12 protein-coding genes and 1 pseudogene are annotated in these 12,631 nt (G+C 68.1%); 6 read left to right on the top strand and 7 right to left on the bottom strand.

Going from position 1 to position 12,631, the window contains the following annotated elements:
- Positions 1-23 precede the first annotated feature (23 nt).
- Together ACWPN8_RS11080 and ACWPN8_RS11075 are read left to right on the top strand one after the other, a co-directional pair.
- Positions 24-635 (top strand): NAD(P)-dependent oxidoreductase, encoded by a 612-nt coding sequence (locus tag ACWPN8_RS11080; protein WP_492240800.1) that lies wholly within the window; start codon positions 24-26, stop codon positions 633-635.
- A 123-nt stretch (positions 636-758) separates the two neighbouring features.
- Positions 759-998 carry a hypothetical protein gene (locus ACWPN8_RS11075; RefSeq protein ID WP_109096592.1) on the top strand — a complete coding sequence of 80 codons (240 nt, stop codon included), beginning with the start codon at positions 759-761 and terminating at the stop codon, positions 996-998.
- 37 nt (positions 999-1,035) lie between these two features.
- Here ACWPN8_RS11075 and mutL read toward each other — a convergent pair whose 3' ends face one another.
- Both mutL and ACWPN8_RS11065 read right to left on the bottom strand, forming a co-directional pair.
- A complete protein-coding gene (gene mutL / locus ACWPN8_RS11070) occupies positions 1,036-2,952 on the bottom strand; it encodes a DNA mismatch repair endonuclease MutL (protein WP_492240799.1) in 1,917 nt (638 codons plus the stop codon).
- Between the two features lie 61 nt (positions 2,953-3,013).
- Positions 3,014-3,379: a hypothetical protein gene (locus ACWPN8_RS11065; protein WP_109096593.1), complete on the bottom strand. Its 366-nt coding sequence runs from the start codon at positions 3,377-3,379 to the stop codon at positions 3,014-3,016.
- Positions 3,380-3,638: 259 nt separating this feature from the next.
- On the opposite strand from ACWPN8_RS11065, the gene ACWPN8_RS11060 reads away from it, so the two are divergent.
- Positions 3,639-4,856 carry a DUF3095 family protein gene (locus tag ACWPN8_RS11060; RefSeq protein WP_492240798.1) on the top strand — a complete coding sequence of 406 codons (1,218 nt, stop codon included), beginning with the start codon at positions 3,639-3,641 and terminating at the stop codon, positions 4,854-4,856.
- Positions 4,857-4,865: 9 nt separating this feature from the next.
- Here ACWPN8_RS11060 and ACWPN8_RS11055 read toward each other — a convergent pair whose 3' ends face one another.
- The 3 genes from ACWPN8_RS11055 to ACWPN8_RS11045 form a co-directional block, all read right to left on the bottom strand.
- The gene (locus ACWPN8_RS11055; RefSeq protein WP_492240797.1) at positions 4,866-5,108 is read right to left on the bottom strand and encodes a hypothetical protein; all 243 of its coding nucleotides are present in this window, start codon (positions 5,106-5,108) and stop codon (positions 4,866-4,868) included.
- Between the two features lie 37 nt (positions 5,109-5,145).
- Complete coding sequence (locus ACWPN8_RS11050; RefSeq protein ID WP_492240796.1) at positions 5,146-5,577, bottom strand: hypothetical protein; 432 nt, start codon at positions 5,575-5,577, stop codon at positions 5,146-5,148.
- 120 nt (positions 5,578-5,697) lie between these two features.
- Positions 5,698-6,135 carry a YccF domain-containing protein gene (locus ACWPN8_RS11045; protein WP_109096596.1) on the bottom strand — a complete coding sequence of 146 codons (438 nt, stop codon included), beginning with the start codon at positions 6,133-6,135 and terminating at the stop codon, positions 5,698-5,700.
- A 265-nt stretch (positions 6,136-6,400) separates the two neighbouring features.
- On the opposite strand from ACWPN8_RS11045, the gene ACWPN8_RS11040 reads away from it, so the two are divergent.
- Together ACWPN8_RS11040 and ACWPN8_RS11035 are read left to right on the top strand one after the other, a co-directional pair.
- Complete coding sequence (locus ACWPN8_RS11040; protein WP_109096597.1) at positions 6,401-6,949, top strand: hypothetical protein; 549 nt, start codon at positions 6,401-6,403, stop codon at positions 6,947-6,949.
- A 309-nt stretch (positions 6,950-7,258) separates the two neighbouring features.
- Positions 7,259-7,975 carry an alpha/beta fold hydrolase gene (locus ACWPN8_RS11035; protein ID WP_492240795.1) on the top strand — a complete coding sequence of 239 codons (717 nt, stop codon included), beginning with the start codon at positions 7,259-7,261 and terminating at the stop codon, positions 7,973-7,975.
- Between the two features lie 10 nt (positions 7,976-7,985).
- Here ACWPN8_RS11035 and ACWPN8_RS11030 read toward each other — a convergent pair whose 3' ends face one another.
- Both ACWPN8_RS11030 and ACWPN8_RS11025 read right to left on the bottom strand, forming a co-directional pair.
- Positions 7,986-8,657, bottom strand: a complete 672-nt coding sequence (locus ACWPN8_RS11030) for a LuxR C-terminal-related transcriptional regulator (protein ID WP_109096599.1) — start codon at positions 8,655-8,657, stop codon at positions 7,986-7,988.
- A gap of 325 nt (positions 8,658-8,982) precedes the next feature.
- The gene (locus tag ACWPN8_RS11025; RefSeq protein ID WP_492240794.1) at positions 8,983-9,663 is read right to left on the bottom strand and encodes a LuxR C-terminal-related transcriptional regulator; all 681 of its coding nucleotides are present in this window, start codon (positions 9,661-9,663) and stop codon (positions 8,983-8,985) included.
- A 595-nt stretch (positions 9,664-10,258) separates the two neighbouring features.
- On the opposite strand from ACWPN8_RS11025, the pseudogene ACWPN8_RS11020 reads away from it, so the two are divergent.
- A pseudogene (locus ACWPN8_RS11020) lies at positions 10,259-12,584 on the top strand (ATP-dependent helicase).
- Positions 12,585-12,631 lie beyond the last annotated feature (47 nt).

Raw genomic sequence — 12,631 nt, 5'->3', positions numbered from 1 at the left:
AACCTAGTCAGAGGACATCCGCCATGAACGTCGCCATCATCGGTGCCGCCGGCCGTGCCGGCAGCCGCATCCAGGCCGAACTGCTCCGCCGCGGCCACAGCGTCACCGCCATCGTCCGCGATCCGGCCAAGGTTGCCGCCGCCTCCGGCCTGACGGTGAAGGCCGGCGATGCCAACGACGCGGAAACGCTCGCCCCGCTGCTGGCCGGCCATGACGCGGTGGTCAGCGCCGTGATGTTCCTGATGGGCGATGCCGACAGCCTGATCGGCGCGGTGAAGACCTCCGGCGTGCCGCGCTATCTGGTGGTTGGCGGCGCCGGCAGCCTGGAGGTGGCGCCGGGCGTGCGCGTTCTCGACCTGCCGGAATTCCCCGAGATCTACAAGGCCGAGGCCACCAAGGGCGCCGAGTTCCTCGACCGGCTGAAGGGCGAGCCGACCCTGAACTGGACTTTCCTGTCGCCGTCGGCCGAGTTCGTGCTGGGCGAGCGGACGGGCAAGTTCCGGGTGGGGGCCGACGGGCTGCTGGCGGACGAAACCGGCCGCAGCTGGATTTCCTACGAGGACTTCGCGGTGGCTCTGGTCGACGAGATCGAGACGCCGAAGCACGAGCGCAAGCGCTTTACGGTGGGGTACTGATCACGTCCGGGGTATCTCTCCAGTAGGTTGTCCGGAGCAGGGGGCTGCAATCTTCCATTATCCTCCCATGTCTTCGGCAAGGGCAGATCAAGCCCGGCTAGACAAGACATGGGAAGGAACGGAATGGCTCTGATCCCCTGCGCCGCCTGCGGCCACACGATCTCCACCGAAGCTCCATCCTGCCCGTCCTGCGGACACCCTGGGGCGACCATGTCGAAGGGAGGCCGCGAGGGGATGGCACGGATCGCCGGGACTGTCGCCGGCTCCTACATCTCGGCGCAGATGCTGGCCAGCATCATCGTCGGCTCGGTCGCCATCGTCAGCTTTGCCGCCATCATGATCGCGGTGATCCTGAAGGGGTGAGTTCCGGCAACCGGGGGCCGGCAGCGGAACTGCCGGTCTACCTCCTCCCGAACAGCCTTTCGATGTCCGCCAGCTTCAACTCCACATAGGTCGGCCGCCCGTGGTTGCACTGCCCGCTGTGCGGGGTTGCCTCCATCTGGCGCAGCAGGGCGTTCATCTCGTCGACACTCAGCGTGCGGCCGGCGCGGACGGAGCCATGGCAGGCCATCGTCGCGCAGACCTCTTCCAGCCGCTCTTTCAGCGACAGGGCGTCGCCAAGTTCGGACAGTTCTTCGGCAAGGTCGCGGATCAGGTTCTTCACGTCGGACTGGCCGAGCAGGGCCGGGACCTCGCGCACCATGACGCAGCCGTGGCCAAAGCCCTCGATCACCAGACCGAGTTCGGCCAGTTCGGCGCTGCGGGCGAGCAGGCGGTTGGCGGACGGCTCGTCCAGCTCGATCAGTTCCGGGATCAGCAGGGCTTGGCGCTTCACCCCGCCTTCCAGCAAGGCGGTCTTCATCCGCTCATAGACCAGCCGTTCATGGGCGGCGTGCTGGTCGACGATGACGATGCCCTCGCGGGTCTGCGCCACGATGTAGGTGGTGTGGACCTGCGCCCGCGCCGCACCCAACGGGTGGCTGTCGGGTGGCAGCTCGGGCTTGTGGGCGGCCGGGTCGGGGGCGCGGTATTCCGGCGGGCGGGCCGCAGGGGCGAAGCCGTTGCCGAAGCCGCTGAGGCGGCCTTGCAGCGGCGGCAGTCCCGACTGGGTCGGCGCCTGGAAGGCGGCGGAGCGCTCCGCCAGACCGCGCGGCACGGATGTGGGCGTATAGGAGCCGCCCCAACCGCCCCCGCTCGACCCGCCGCCGGATCGGCCGTAGGGAAGGGGCGAGGGGGTGAAGCCGCTGTCGGTGTCGCCGGCAGGTTCCGGCCGCAGGGCGCCCAGCGTGGCGAGACCGACGGTGGTGGAGGCGCGGTGTCCGGCCTCGGCCAGCGCGTGTTTCAGCGAGCCGACGATCAGGCCGCGCACCAGACCCTGGTCGCGGAAACGCACCTCGGCCTTGGCCGGGTGGACGTTCACGTCGACCTCCTGCGGGTCGATGTCGAGGAACAGCGCCAGCATCGGGTGGCGGTCGCGCGGCAGGAAATCGGCGTAGGCGGCGCGCACCGCCCCCACCATAAGCTTGTCGCGCACCGGGCGGCCGTTGACGAACAGGTGCTGATGCTTGGCGGTTGGGCGGTGCAAGGTCGGCAGGCCGATCCAGCCGGCCAGCGACACGCCTTCGCGCTCCGCCGTCACCGGAACGGCGTTCTCCTGGAAATCGCGGCCCATCAGGGCGCCCAGCCGGGTCAGCCGGGCGTCCAGCAAATCGCCCTGTGCCGCACTCAGCCGCAGGCCGCCGCGCCCGCCGTCGCTGAGCGTGAAGGCGACGCCGGGATGGGCCATCGCCAGCCGTTCCAGGCAATCGGCGATGTGGTCGTATTCGGTGCGCGATGCCTTGAGGAATTTCAGCCGGGCCGGCACGGCGGCGAACAGGTCGCGCACCTCGATCCGCGTGCCCTGGGCCAGCGCCGCCGGTTGCGGCGATCCCTTGGCACCGGCATCGACCGTCAGGCTCCAGGCGCTGTCGGCGTCGCGGGCGCGGCTGGTGATGGTCAGGCAGCTGACGGCGCCGATGGAGGGCAGCGCCTCCCCGCGGAAGCCGAGAGAGCGGATGTCGAGCAGGTCGTCGCTCGGCAGCTTGGAGGTGGCGTGGCGTTCGACCGCCAGCGCCAACTCGTCCGGCGTCATGCCGCAGCCGTCGTCGGTGACGGCGATCAGCGACTTGCCACCGTCGCGCGCCACCACGTCGATGCGGGTGGCGCCGGCATCGATGGCGTTCTCCACCAACTCCTTCACGGCGGCGGCGGGACGCTCGACCACCTCGCCGGCGGCGATGCGGTTGACGAGCGTTTCAGGAAGAAGACGGATCGGCATGCGCATAGATATAGGGGCTGCCGACCGCCGACACCACCATCTTCGGGCGGCGCCGTATGCGTTACAGACCCTTCAGGGCCTTCATGTAGTCGACCAGCTTGCGCTCGTAGAAGGGCTGCGGCGGCTGGTAGCGGGCGACGAGGCCGGCCTCCTCGGTCAGCTTCACCACGAGGCCCATGCAGGACACGTCCACCGGATCGCCGCCGATGTCGAACTGCAGGCGGAAATCGAACTTCTGCTTGGCGATCAGGTCGCCGTCATAGGGACGGATGCGGAAGGAGCCGATGACGAACTCCTCCGGCACATATTCATGGTGATCGATGACGATCTTCGGCGGGGTGGAGGGGCGCTCCCTGCGCGGTTCGGCTGCGGACTTCGCGCCGCCCGGCTCTTTGTTGCCTCCAGAGAATTTCGACAGCCAAGACATGAAGAGCGACGTCCTCTTGTTCCGAAACCCTGAAACCATACCGACATATTCAGACAGTTTTGGGGGCACATCGTTTAACAACGGTTAATGACGTAAGCATTCGTTACGGCCCGGTAATTTTCCTGCCTGCACTGCGCATTGGCGATGCCCGCTTCCCCGATGGGGCCGTGACTTTCGGGGTTCCCCCTTGCTGCCGCTTCGTCCGCGGTCATGCTATGCTTCGACCTCGTCAAGTTGCCGCCTGTTGGGGGGAACCGCCATGCAATTGTTGCCGGTGATTCGCGATTTCGCCGCGGAGGCGTCGGATCCTGGGCGTTACGCCGCGCTCGACGGGGGGTGGTCGCTGGCGGTTGCCGACGTCACCGGCAGCACGCAGCTTGCCGAGAAGGGACGTCATCGCGACGTGAATTTCGTCGCCGCCGGGGTGGTCGCGGTGCTGTCCGACGCGGTGCGCATCGGGCAGGAGCCGGCCGCCTGCCAGTTCGGTGGCGACGGCGCCATCGCCGCGGTGCCGCCGGGGCGGGAGGATGGGGCGCGGGCGGCGCTGTCGGCACTCGCCCACTGGTCGGCGGAGGTGATGGACGTGCCGCTGCGCGTCGGGCTGGTGCCGGTGCAGGCGCTGCTCGACCAGGGGCTGGAGGTGATGGCGGCGCTGCACGATGTCGGCAACGGCAACAGTTTCGGCCTGTTCCTCGGTGCCGGGGTGGTGGCGGCCGATGCCTGGGTGAAGGAGGATGCGCGCTGGCGCCTGCCGCCGCAGCAGGGTCCGTTGCCCGGGCTGGAGTCGGTCTCCTGCCGCTGGAACCCGGTGCCGCCGCGGCGCGGAACCGTGCTGTGCGTGATCGTCGATGCGGTCGATCCGGGAGCCGCGGGGCTGCTGGAGCTTGCCCGCGTCCAGAGCGCCATCGAGGCCATCGTGCCCACCGTCGGGGCTGCACCGCTGGGGGTTGGGGAACGGCTGGAGGCGCGCTGGCCGCCGGACTGGCGCTCCCTGCTGATGGAGGCGCGCGGCGGCCGGTCCGGCGCCGGTCTTGGGCCAAGTCTGGGCACGCGCGTCCGGCGGGTGGGCACGGCGTTGGCCGGGTCGGGACTGCTGGTCCTGCTGCTTAGGCTGGGCCTGTCGCTGGGCAATTTCGATCCGCAGCGCTACCGCCGCCACATGGCGGAGCGCACCGATTTCCGCAAATCGGCCGGCGGGCCGCGGCTGGTGCTGGACGTGACGGAGGGGGAGGCCGACGCCATCGAGACGCTGCTGGCCCAGGCGGCGCAGGCCGGCTCGATCCGTTACGGCACCGCGCGGGCCGATGCGACCACCGTCACCTGTCTGGTCGGCGACGTGACGGCCGACCGTCATGTGCATTTCGTCGATGGGGCCGGGCTGGGCTTCTGGCGCGCCTCGGTCATGCTGAAGGCGATGAAGGCGCGGGAAAAGGCGGGGCAGGCGACGGAACCGGAGCCCGCCGCCGCCCTGTCGTGACCGAGCCGGTCAGGCGGTGATGTCGACGCCCTGCGAACCGCGCGGCGTCAGGCTGGCGAACAGGCTCTGCGCGCCGGAGATATCGCCGGAACCGAGCGAACTGCTCAGGCTGGCGAGATTCTTCTTGAGCGTGCCCAGGAAGTCGGTGGAGCCGCTGTCGTCGTCTCCGCTGTCGCTGTCGGAGGCGCTCTTCAGCATATCCGACAGAGCCGACAGCGAGTCCTGGGCGCCCGACACGTCGCCGGACTGCAAGGACTGGGCGAGGCTGCCGACGGTGCTGCGCAGCTCGTCAGAATCCGCCCTCGCCGCCCGGCGGCGGACCGTTCGGCGGCGGGCCGCCCGCTCCGCCGGGACCTCCGCCTGGACCGCCGGCACCATCCGGACCGCCGCTGGGCGGGCCGTTCTTGGACATCGCCTGCTGGACCTGGCCGATGTCGCCGCTCTTCAGCGCCTCTCCCACGCTGGACAGCAGCTTCGACAGCGGGTCCTTTCCGGTGCTGGCACTGGTGGTTGATGACCCGCTGCTCGACCCGCTGCTGCCGCCCTGCTTGTCGGACTGCAGCTTCGACAGGGAGTCGTAGGCGGACTGGACGGCGGTCATGTCGCCGGACTCCACCGCCTTCTTCAAGCTGTCGATGCCCTCGCGGATCTCTTTACCCGGCCCTTGGGGCCGCTGATAGGTCTGGCCGACGGCCGACGCACTCACCATGGATACCGACATGGCACTCTCCAACGGATAGCCTCACAAGAGGCAGTACGGGAGAGGCGTGGGACTCCTGCGCACCGGAATGCGGGGGCCGTGCGGTTTCGATAAAATTGTCGGAAATGCCTCAGTCGGGGATCAGATGCGGCCGGTCACCCGCCGTTCGACGCCATCCGACGGCACAATCTCGGTTCCGACCGGCCACAGCGCCAACAGCGCAAGCTTCAGATGCGCCCAGGCGAAGGGCAGGCCGATGATGGTGATGGCAAGCCCCACCGCCGCGACCAGATGGCCGAGCGCCAGCCACCAGCCGGCCAGCACGAACCACACGATGTTGCCGATGAAGCCGAGCGCGCCGGTGCCCATGTCTTCGCGCCCGCGGAACTCATCCCGGCGCACGGCGGTTTGTCCAAAGGGAAGCAGGGTGTAATGGGCGATGGTCAGGGCGGACCGGGCCCAGGGCAGGCCGATGATGGACAAGGCCATCAAAACCGCGGCCAGCACCCAGCCGAGCGCCATCCAGATGCCGCCCGTGACCAGCCAGAGCAGATTGAGGAGAAGACTGAGCAGAGGCATGACAGGAACCCTCCCTTTCGCCGCAGATGTGGGGATGCTCATACGGTGCGCCTAGAGGTGGGCCGGACAGATATCGGCAGATGCGAAGATGGGGCACCCCGTCCGGCGGCGCGAAAGAGGGGGAGCCTCATGCCATCCATGCCTTGAACCGGATCCGTACGGTCCACAGATCCGAATCAGGCATCATGACGACGCATCCGGACGGGCCCATTGCCGGCAGCACCGCCGGCGGGCCGCCTTCCGGATCACACGGATCGGAGGCCGCATGAACGAGGCTTTGAACACCGACACCGGCGCCGACGCGCCGAACATGCCGGCCGAGGGCGAATCGCTCTCGCCGGTGGTCGCCGCCATCCTCGGCACCGCCGTCGCGGCTGCGGCCAAGCGCGGCGGCAATGGCGACGTGGTCCGCGGACTGATCGCGGGTCTGCGCATCCTGCGCGCTACCGTCGAGGAAGAGGCCGGCTACACCATGGCCGCCGCCGTCGACAACGCCATCCGCACCCGCCTGCTGGCCGACAACCTGTCGCGCCTGCGCGTCAGCGGAGAAAAGCCGAAGGCTGTCCCGCTGCCGGATCCCGGACCGGGCGCCAGCGCCGCCGCCGCCATTTTCGAGAGCGCGGCGGAATCCTGCCTGACCGTCAACGCCCATGCGGAGGACAACGGGCCGCTGGAGACCGCAGTCTTCGCCTTCACCGCACAGTTGCTGCAACAGCTGGGTGGAGCGCCGGAATGGCGCAGCCTGGTCGGCGAACTGCGCCGCCCCCTGGCGGTCGCCCCCGACCCCGAAGGCGAGGAGGTGACGCTGCACTGACCGGACGCCGTACCGGTTGACTCGGCCAGTGGTTGGGCCAGTGGTCGGACCGGTGATGGGCCGGTGATCGGCAGGCCGACCGCCTGTGATCGAAAGCGGACGGCAGCCGGTCGGCAAGTCATGGAATTTGCTTTGCTTTTGTCGTGTTTCGATGGTGGCTGAAACCTTTTGCGGGCAGGGTGGGGTTTTGGCCCCTTTTCAGGGTTTTGCCCGATTTATCGAACGGGACGACTTCGGTTCGGCATCGTTACGGTTGGGTTCGGCGGTGGGACGGTCCCATCGCGGAACGCCACCATCGGGGATCCGACCGTGTTCTTTCACACCCAGCCTTCCACCGTCCGTGCCGGACGGGCTGACACCGCCCGCTGTCCGGTGAACGGTCTGACCGCGGACGGGGTGGGTGCTGCATGGATCGGCGACCGCACGGCCGACCGTGCCGGCGATCCATCCGGGCGGCGGGTGATCTTCCTTCATCCCGGCAAGGGGGCGTGGTGGCGCCTGCTGGACAATGTTCCGGCGGGGCAGGAATGGCTGACCGTGCCGGCTGCCGCCGGAGCGGCGATGCTCTCGCCGGTGCTGGGCCCGCTGCTGGTGGAGCGTGGCGGGCGCCGGCCGGTTCTGGTCGCCGGTGCGGTGACGGCGCCGCTCGCCATCGCCGCGGCGCTGGATTTCCCGAAACAGGTCGGCGGCGTGATGATCGTCGACGATGTCGGCGCCGAATCGCCGATGCGGCGGCGCTGGAACGCGCTCGCCGCCTGTTTCGGCCGGCCGTTGCCGCCGATGCCGACGGGTGATCTCGGGGACCTCGAATCCGAATTGCCGGCGGTGCGGGTGCCGGTGACCCTGATGCAGGGCAGCGAACCGGCCGGGCTGTTCACGCGGCTCGAAAGCGGGCTGACGGGGTGCCGCACCCTGACGGTCGTCGCCGTGTCCGACGCCGCCGCCATCCGCCCGCGCACCCATGCGGCCGAACTGCGCGGCGCCCTGCTGGCGCTGGTCTCCGCCGTGGAGCGGGCGCAGCGGTAGGGCGGGGGCCTTACAGGCTCTGCGCGGTCAGCGCGGCCTGGGTGCGGTTGCGGACGCCGAGATGCCGCAGGATGGCGGTGACATGGACCTTCACCGTGCCTTCGGTCAGCCCCAGCTCATGGGCGATCTGCTTGTTCGACTTGCCGTCGCGCAGCCGGGCGAGGACGTCGCGCTGACGCGGCGTCAACTGGTCGCCGTTGGCATTGCCCATCCCGGCATTGTCGTCCATCGCCTCGCCGGAACCGTGCCCGCCATAGCCGCCATGCGTCTGCTCGACACGGTCGGCGCCGCGGATGGCCTGTTCGGGAAGATAGATTCCGCCTGCGAGCACCAGTTGCAAGGCGCCCAGCAGGACCTTGGCGCTGGAGGATTTCGGGATATAGCCGGCAGCGCCGTTTTCCAGGGCCGCCAGCAGGTCGGACCGCTTTTCCGACCCCGACACCACCACCAGAAGCGCCTTCGGCAGGTTGACATGGATGTCGCCGAGGGCCGAGAAGCCGGTCCAGCCGGGCATCCCCAGATCGAGCAGGATCAGGTCGAACGGTCTGGTGCCGTCGCAGAGTGCCCGCACCTCGTCATAGGTGCTCGCCTCGAAAAACGTCATGTCGGCGTCGAATTGCGCCAGGAGTCGGCGCAGACCGTCTCGGAACAGCAGGTGATCGTCGGCGATCAGCACGTTCATCGCGGGCATTTCCAGAAGGTTGCGGCAATCTCACGCCGGGATGGCGTCATCGGCCCGCAGTTCACATAAGCACGTCCATTCTCACGCTGTAGTTCGCTTTTGGTCTTAGACCGCTTCCTCTATGCCTGCCGTCTTCGCCGGCCATGGGTCTCTGGGCTTTGCCGCGTGTTGCCCGGACGGCCTGCAGAAACGGAAGCGTGCTGCAAAAGGCGACGTCCCGCTCCGCCGGCCGCCTGCCCCGGATGGAAGGGGCGGACGGCCGGGACGGAAGGCGGGCGGGGCCTTTCGGCAGAGCGGTATACCGATCCGTCGGATCGGGCGGCAATCAGACGGTGGCGGCGACGCCGGCTTCCGCGGCCTGGTCGCCGATGCCGTTGTTCAGCGCCCAGATGGCGGCCTGGGTGCGGTTGGAGGCGTTGATCTTGCGCAGCAGGCTCTTCAGGTGAACCTTCACGGTGGCTTCCGTGATGCTCAGATGGTTGGCGATCATCTTGTTGCTGTTGCCATTCAGCAGGCAGCGCAGGATCTGCACCTCGCGCTGCGACAGGCCCTTGCGGCGGGTCGGCAGTTCGGCGCCCATGTCCTCGGTGCGACCGCTGACCAGCAGCTCGGCGAGGTGGGTCGGGAACACCTTCTCGCCCATCATCACCAGCTTCAGCGACTGCATCAGCGCCTCGCAGGCGATGTCCTTCAGCAGGTAGCCGCCGGCGCCGGCGCCGAGCGCGGCCGACAGGCGGCGGGTTTCCAGGTCGTTGGTCAGGATCACGATCCGGATCGACGGGTGAGCTTCGCGCAGGCTGCGCATCGCCTCGACTTCCTCGTCGGCGCCGCTCGGCAGGTCGACGAGGATCAGGTCCGGGTTCCGGCCGGTCCCGAGCGTCGACAGACCCTCGCGCAGGCTGCCGGCCTCGCCGACGACGTTGAAGGGGGTGCCTTCGAACAGACGCTTCATGCCCTCACGGAAAAGCTTGTTGGCATCGATGAGGAAAACGTTGATGGCATCCATGGTCTCAGCCCGCCTTTTGTTCCGTTCCGATCAAAGTGGCGCCGGGTGGCGCTTCGGAGGCATCCCCGACCTTCCGCTCCTGCGTCCGGTCCGCTCCCCCTCAGGGTTCGGGGGTGCCTCCTTGTGATCCATAGATACCCCCGATTTGCGCCGCGCAAAATTTCGCTTAGGTAAATTTCGCGTCGAGCAATGGGCATATGCCGTAAGCCTGGATAAGACAAGAAGAGGACATAATGGAGTTTGCCCTGGTCGGGTGGAATAACTGTCTGTGACAGAAAAGGGGAAATCGTTAACGGTCGTGCCGTGACTTCGTAAGGACACTGAATGATAGTGTTGGGTGACTTTCCTGACGAAGGGCCTCAGCTGGGCAGAACTACGTCATCGCCCGATGGTTGGAGTCCTATATCCCGGAAATTTGCCATTAGGCATAAGCCTGGCTGTGCCGCTCTCCGTCGCCGGGCGGGGTAGGCCGCCATCGACGGGGGTCGTGCCGGGGCGTTCTGTGCTGTATACGTTCCAGCCGCGACAGAGCATTCGCACGCTCGACCCGATTTTTCAGTCCATTCCCTTTCGTCCATCCCCAGGCCGGGACGCCATGTCAGACGCTTATGATGATGATCCGTTGAGCCACGCCGCTCCCGCCGCCGGTCCCGCTTCGGGATTCCCGGCGGCAGCGCAGCGCTTCGCCTATCTGGACGGGCTCAACCCGACACAGCGGGCGGCGGTCGAGGCTCTGGACGGACCGGTCCTGGTGCTGGCCGGCGCCGGCACCGGCAAGACCCGGGTGCTGACCACCCGGCTGGCCCATCTGCTGATGACGCGCCGCGCCGCCGCCTTCCAGATCCTGGCGGTGACCTTCACCAACAAGGCCGCCCGCGAGATGCGCGAGCGTGTCGGCCATCTGATGGGGATCGAACCGGAGGGCTGGTGGCTCGGCACCTTCCATGCGCTGGCCGCCCGAATCCTGCGCCGCCATGCCGAGCTGGTCGGGCTGAAGTCGAACTTCACCATCCTCGACACCGACGATCAGGTGCGCCTGATCAAGCAACTGCTGCAAGCCGAGAACATCGATTCCAAGAAGTGGCCGCCCCGCCAGGTGCTGGGCGCCATCGAGCGCTGGAAGGACCGCGGCCTGACGCCCGACCGGCTCGGCGACGCCGACGGCGGCGATGTGGCGGGCGGCCGGGTGGTGGCGATCTACCGCGCCTATCAGGAGCGCCTGCGCACCCTGAACGCCTGCGATTTCGGCGATCTGCTGCTGCACAACCTCGCCATCTTCCAGAACCATCCGGACGTGCTGGCGGAATATCACCGGAAGTTCAAATATCTGCTGGTCGACGAGTATCAGGATACCAACGTCGCGCAGTATCTGTGGCTGCGGATCCTGTCGCAGGCGCACAAGAATATCTGCTGCGTCGGCGACGAGGACCAGTCGATCTACGCCTGGCGTGGTGCCGAGATCGGCAACATCCTGCGCTTCGAGACCGACTTCCCCGGTGCGACCATCGTCAAGCTGGAACAGAACTACCGCTCCACCGGCCATATCCTGGCGGCGGCCTCCGGTCTGATCGCCAACAACCAGGGCCGTCTCGGCAAGACGCTGTGGACCGAGGCTGACGGCGGCGAGCCGGTCAAGGTCAAGGCGGTGTGGGACGGCGAGGAGGAGGCGCGCTGGGTCGGCGAGGAGATCGAGACCCTCCAGCGCAAGGGCACCTCCCTGGCGCAGATCGCCGTGCTGGTCCGCGCCGGCTTCCAGACCCGCGAGTTCGAGGAACGCTTCATCACGCTCGGCCTGCCTTACAAGGTGCTGGGCGGCCCGCGCTTCTACGAGCGGCAGGAAATCCGCGATGCGCTGGCCTATTTCCGTGTCGTCAATTCCGGCGACGACGATCTGGCCTTTGAGCGCATCGTCAATCTGCCCAAGCGCGGCGTCGGTCCAGCGGCGATGCAGAGCCTCTACACCGCCGCCCGCGCCCGCGGGCTGTCGCTGACCGAAGCCGGCTGGGCGCTGACCGAGAACGGACGAGCTGAAGCCGAAGCTGCGCGCCACCCTGCGCGGGCTGTTGCAGGATGTCTTCCGCTGGCGGACGCTGATGGCGACGGTGCCGCACACCGAGCTTGCCCGCACCGTCCTGGACGAGTCCGGCTACACCCGCATGTGGCAGGAGGACAAGACACCGGAGGCTCCCGGCCGGCTGGAGAACCTGAAGGAACTGATCACCGCCATGGCGGAGTTCGAGAACCTGCCGGGCTTCCTGGAACATGTCGCGCTGGTGATGGAGAATGCCGAGGCCGCCGGCATCGAGCAGGTGACGGTGATGACCCTGCACGGCGCCAAGGGGCTGGAGTTCGACCATGTCTTCCTGCCGGGATGGGAGGAGGGCGTGTTCCCCAACCAGCGCGCGCTGGACGAGACCGGCATCGCCGGGCTGGAGGAGGAGCGGCGGCTGGCCTATGTCGGCCTGACCCGTGCGCGCCGCCGTGCCTATGTCAGCCATGCCGCCAACCGCCGGCTCTACGGTAACTGGGTCAGCGCCATCCCATCCCGATTCGTCGAGGAGATCCCGCAGGACAATGTCGAGGCCGAGGCGGCCAACGGCCTGTTCGCCGGCAGCGGCGGCGGGCGCGGCGGTTTCGGTGGCGGGGCGGGGGGCTACGGGGCCGGCGGCTTCCAGTTCCGCGGCTCCACCCGCCAGGCGCCCGCGCCCAAGACGATCACGCTGGACCAGGGCGCCTATGCGGTGGCGCCGCGGCCCCGGCCCGATGCGCCCTTCGCCGAGGGCGCGCGTGTCTTCCACCAGAAATTCGGCTACGGCACCGTGGTCGGCGTGTCGGAGGACAAGCTGGAGATCGACTTCGACCATTCCGGCAACAAGAAGGTGATGGACAGCTTCGTCGTCCCCGCCGACAAGGCGGGCTGAGTCACAATGCCTGCCCGCCGACAAGGCGGGCCGGCCCTAGGCTGCGC

It is taken from the genome of Azospirillum sp. UENF 112521 (assembly GCF_058780665.1).
This window is presented reverse-complemented; position numbering and strand designations above follow the sequence as displayed.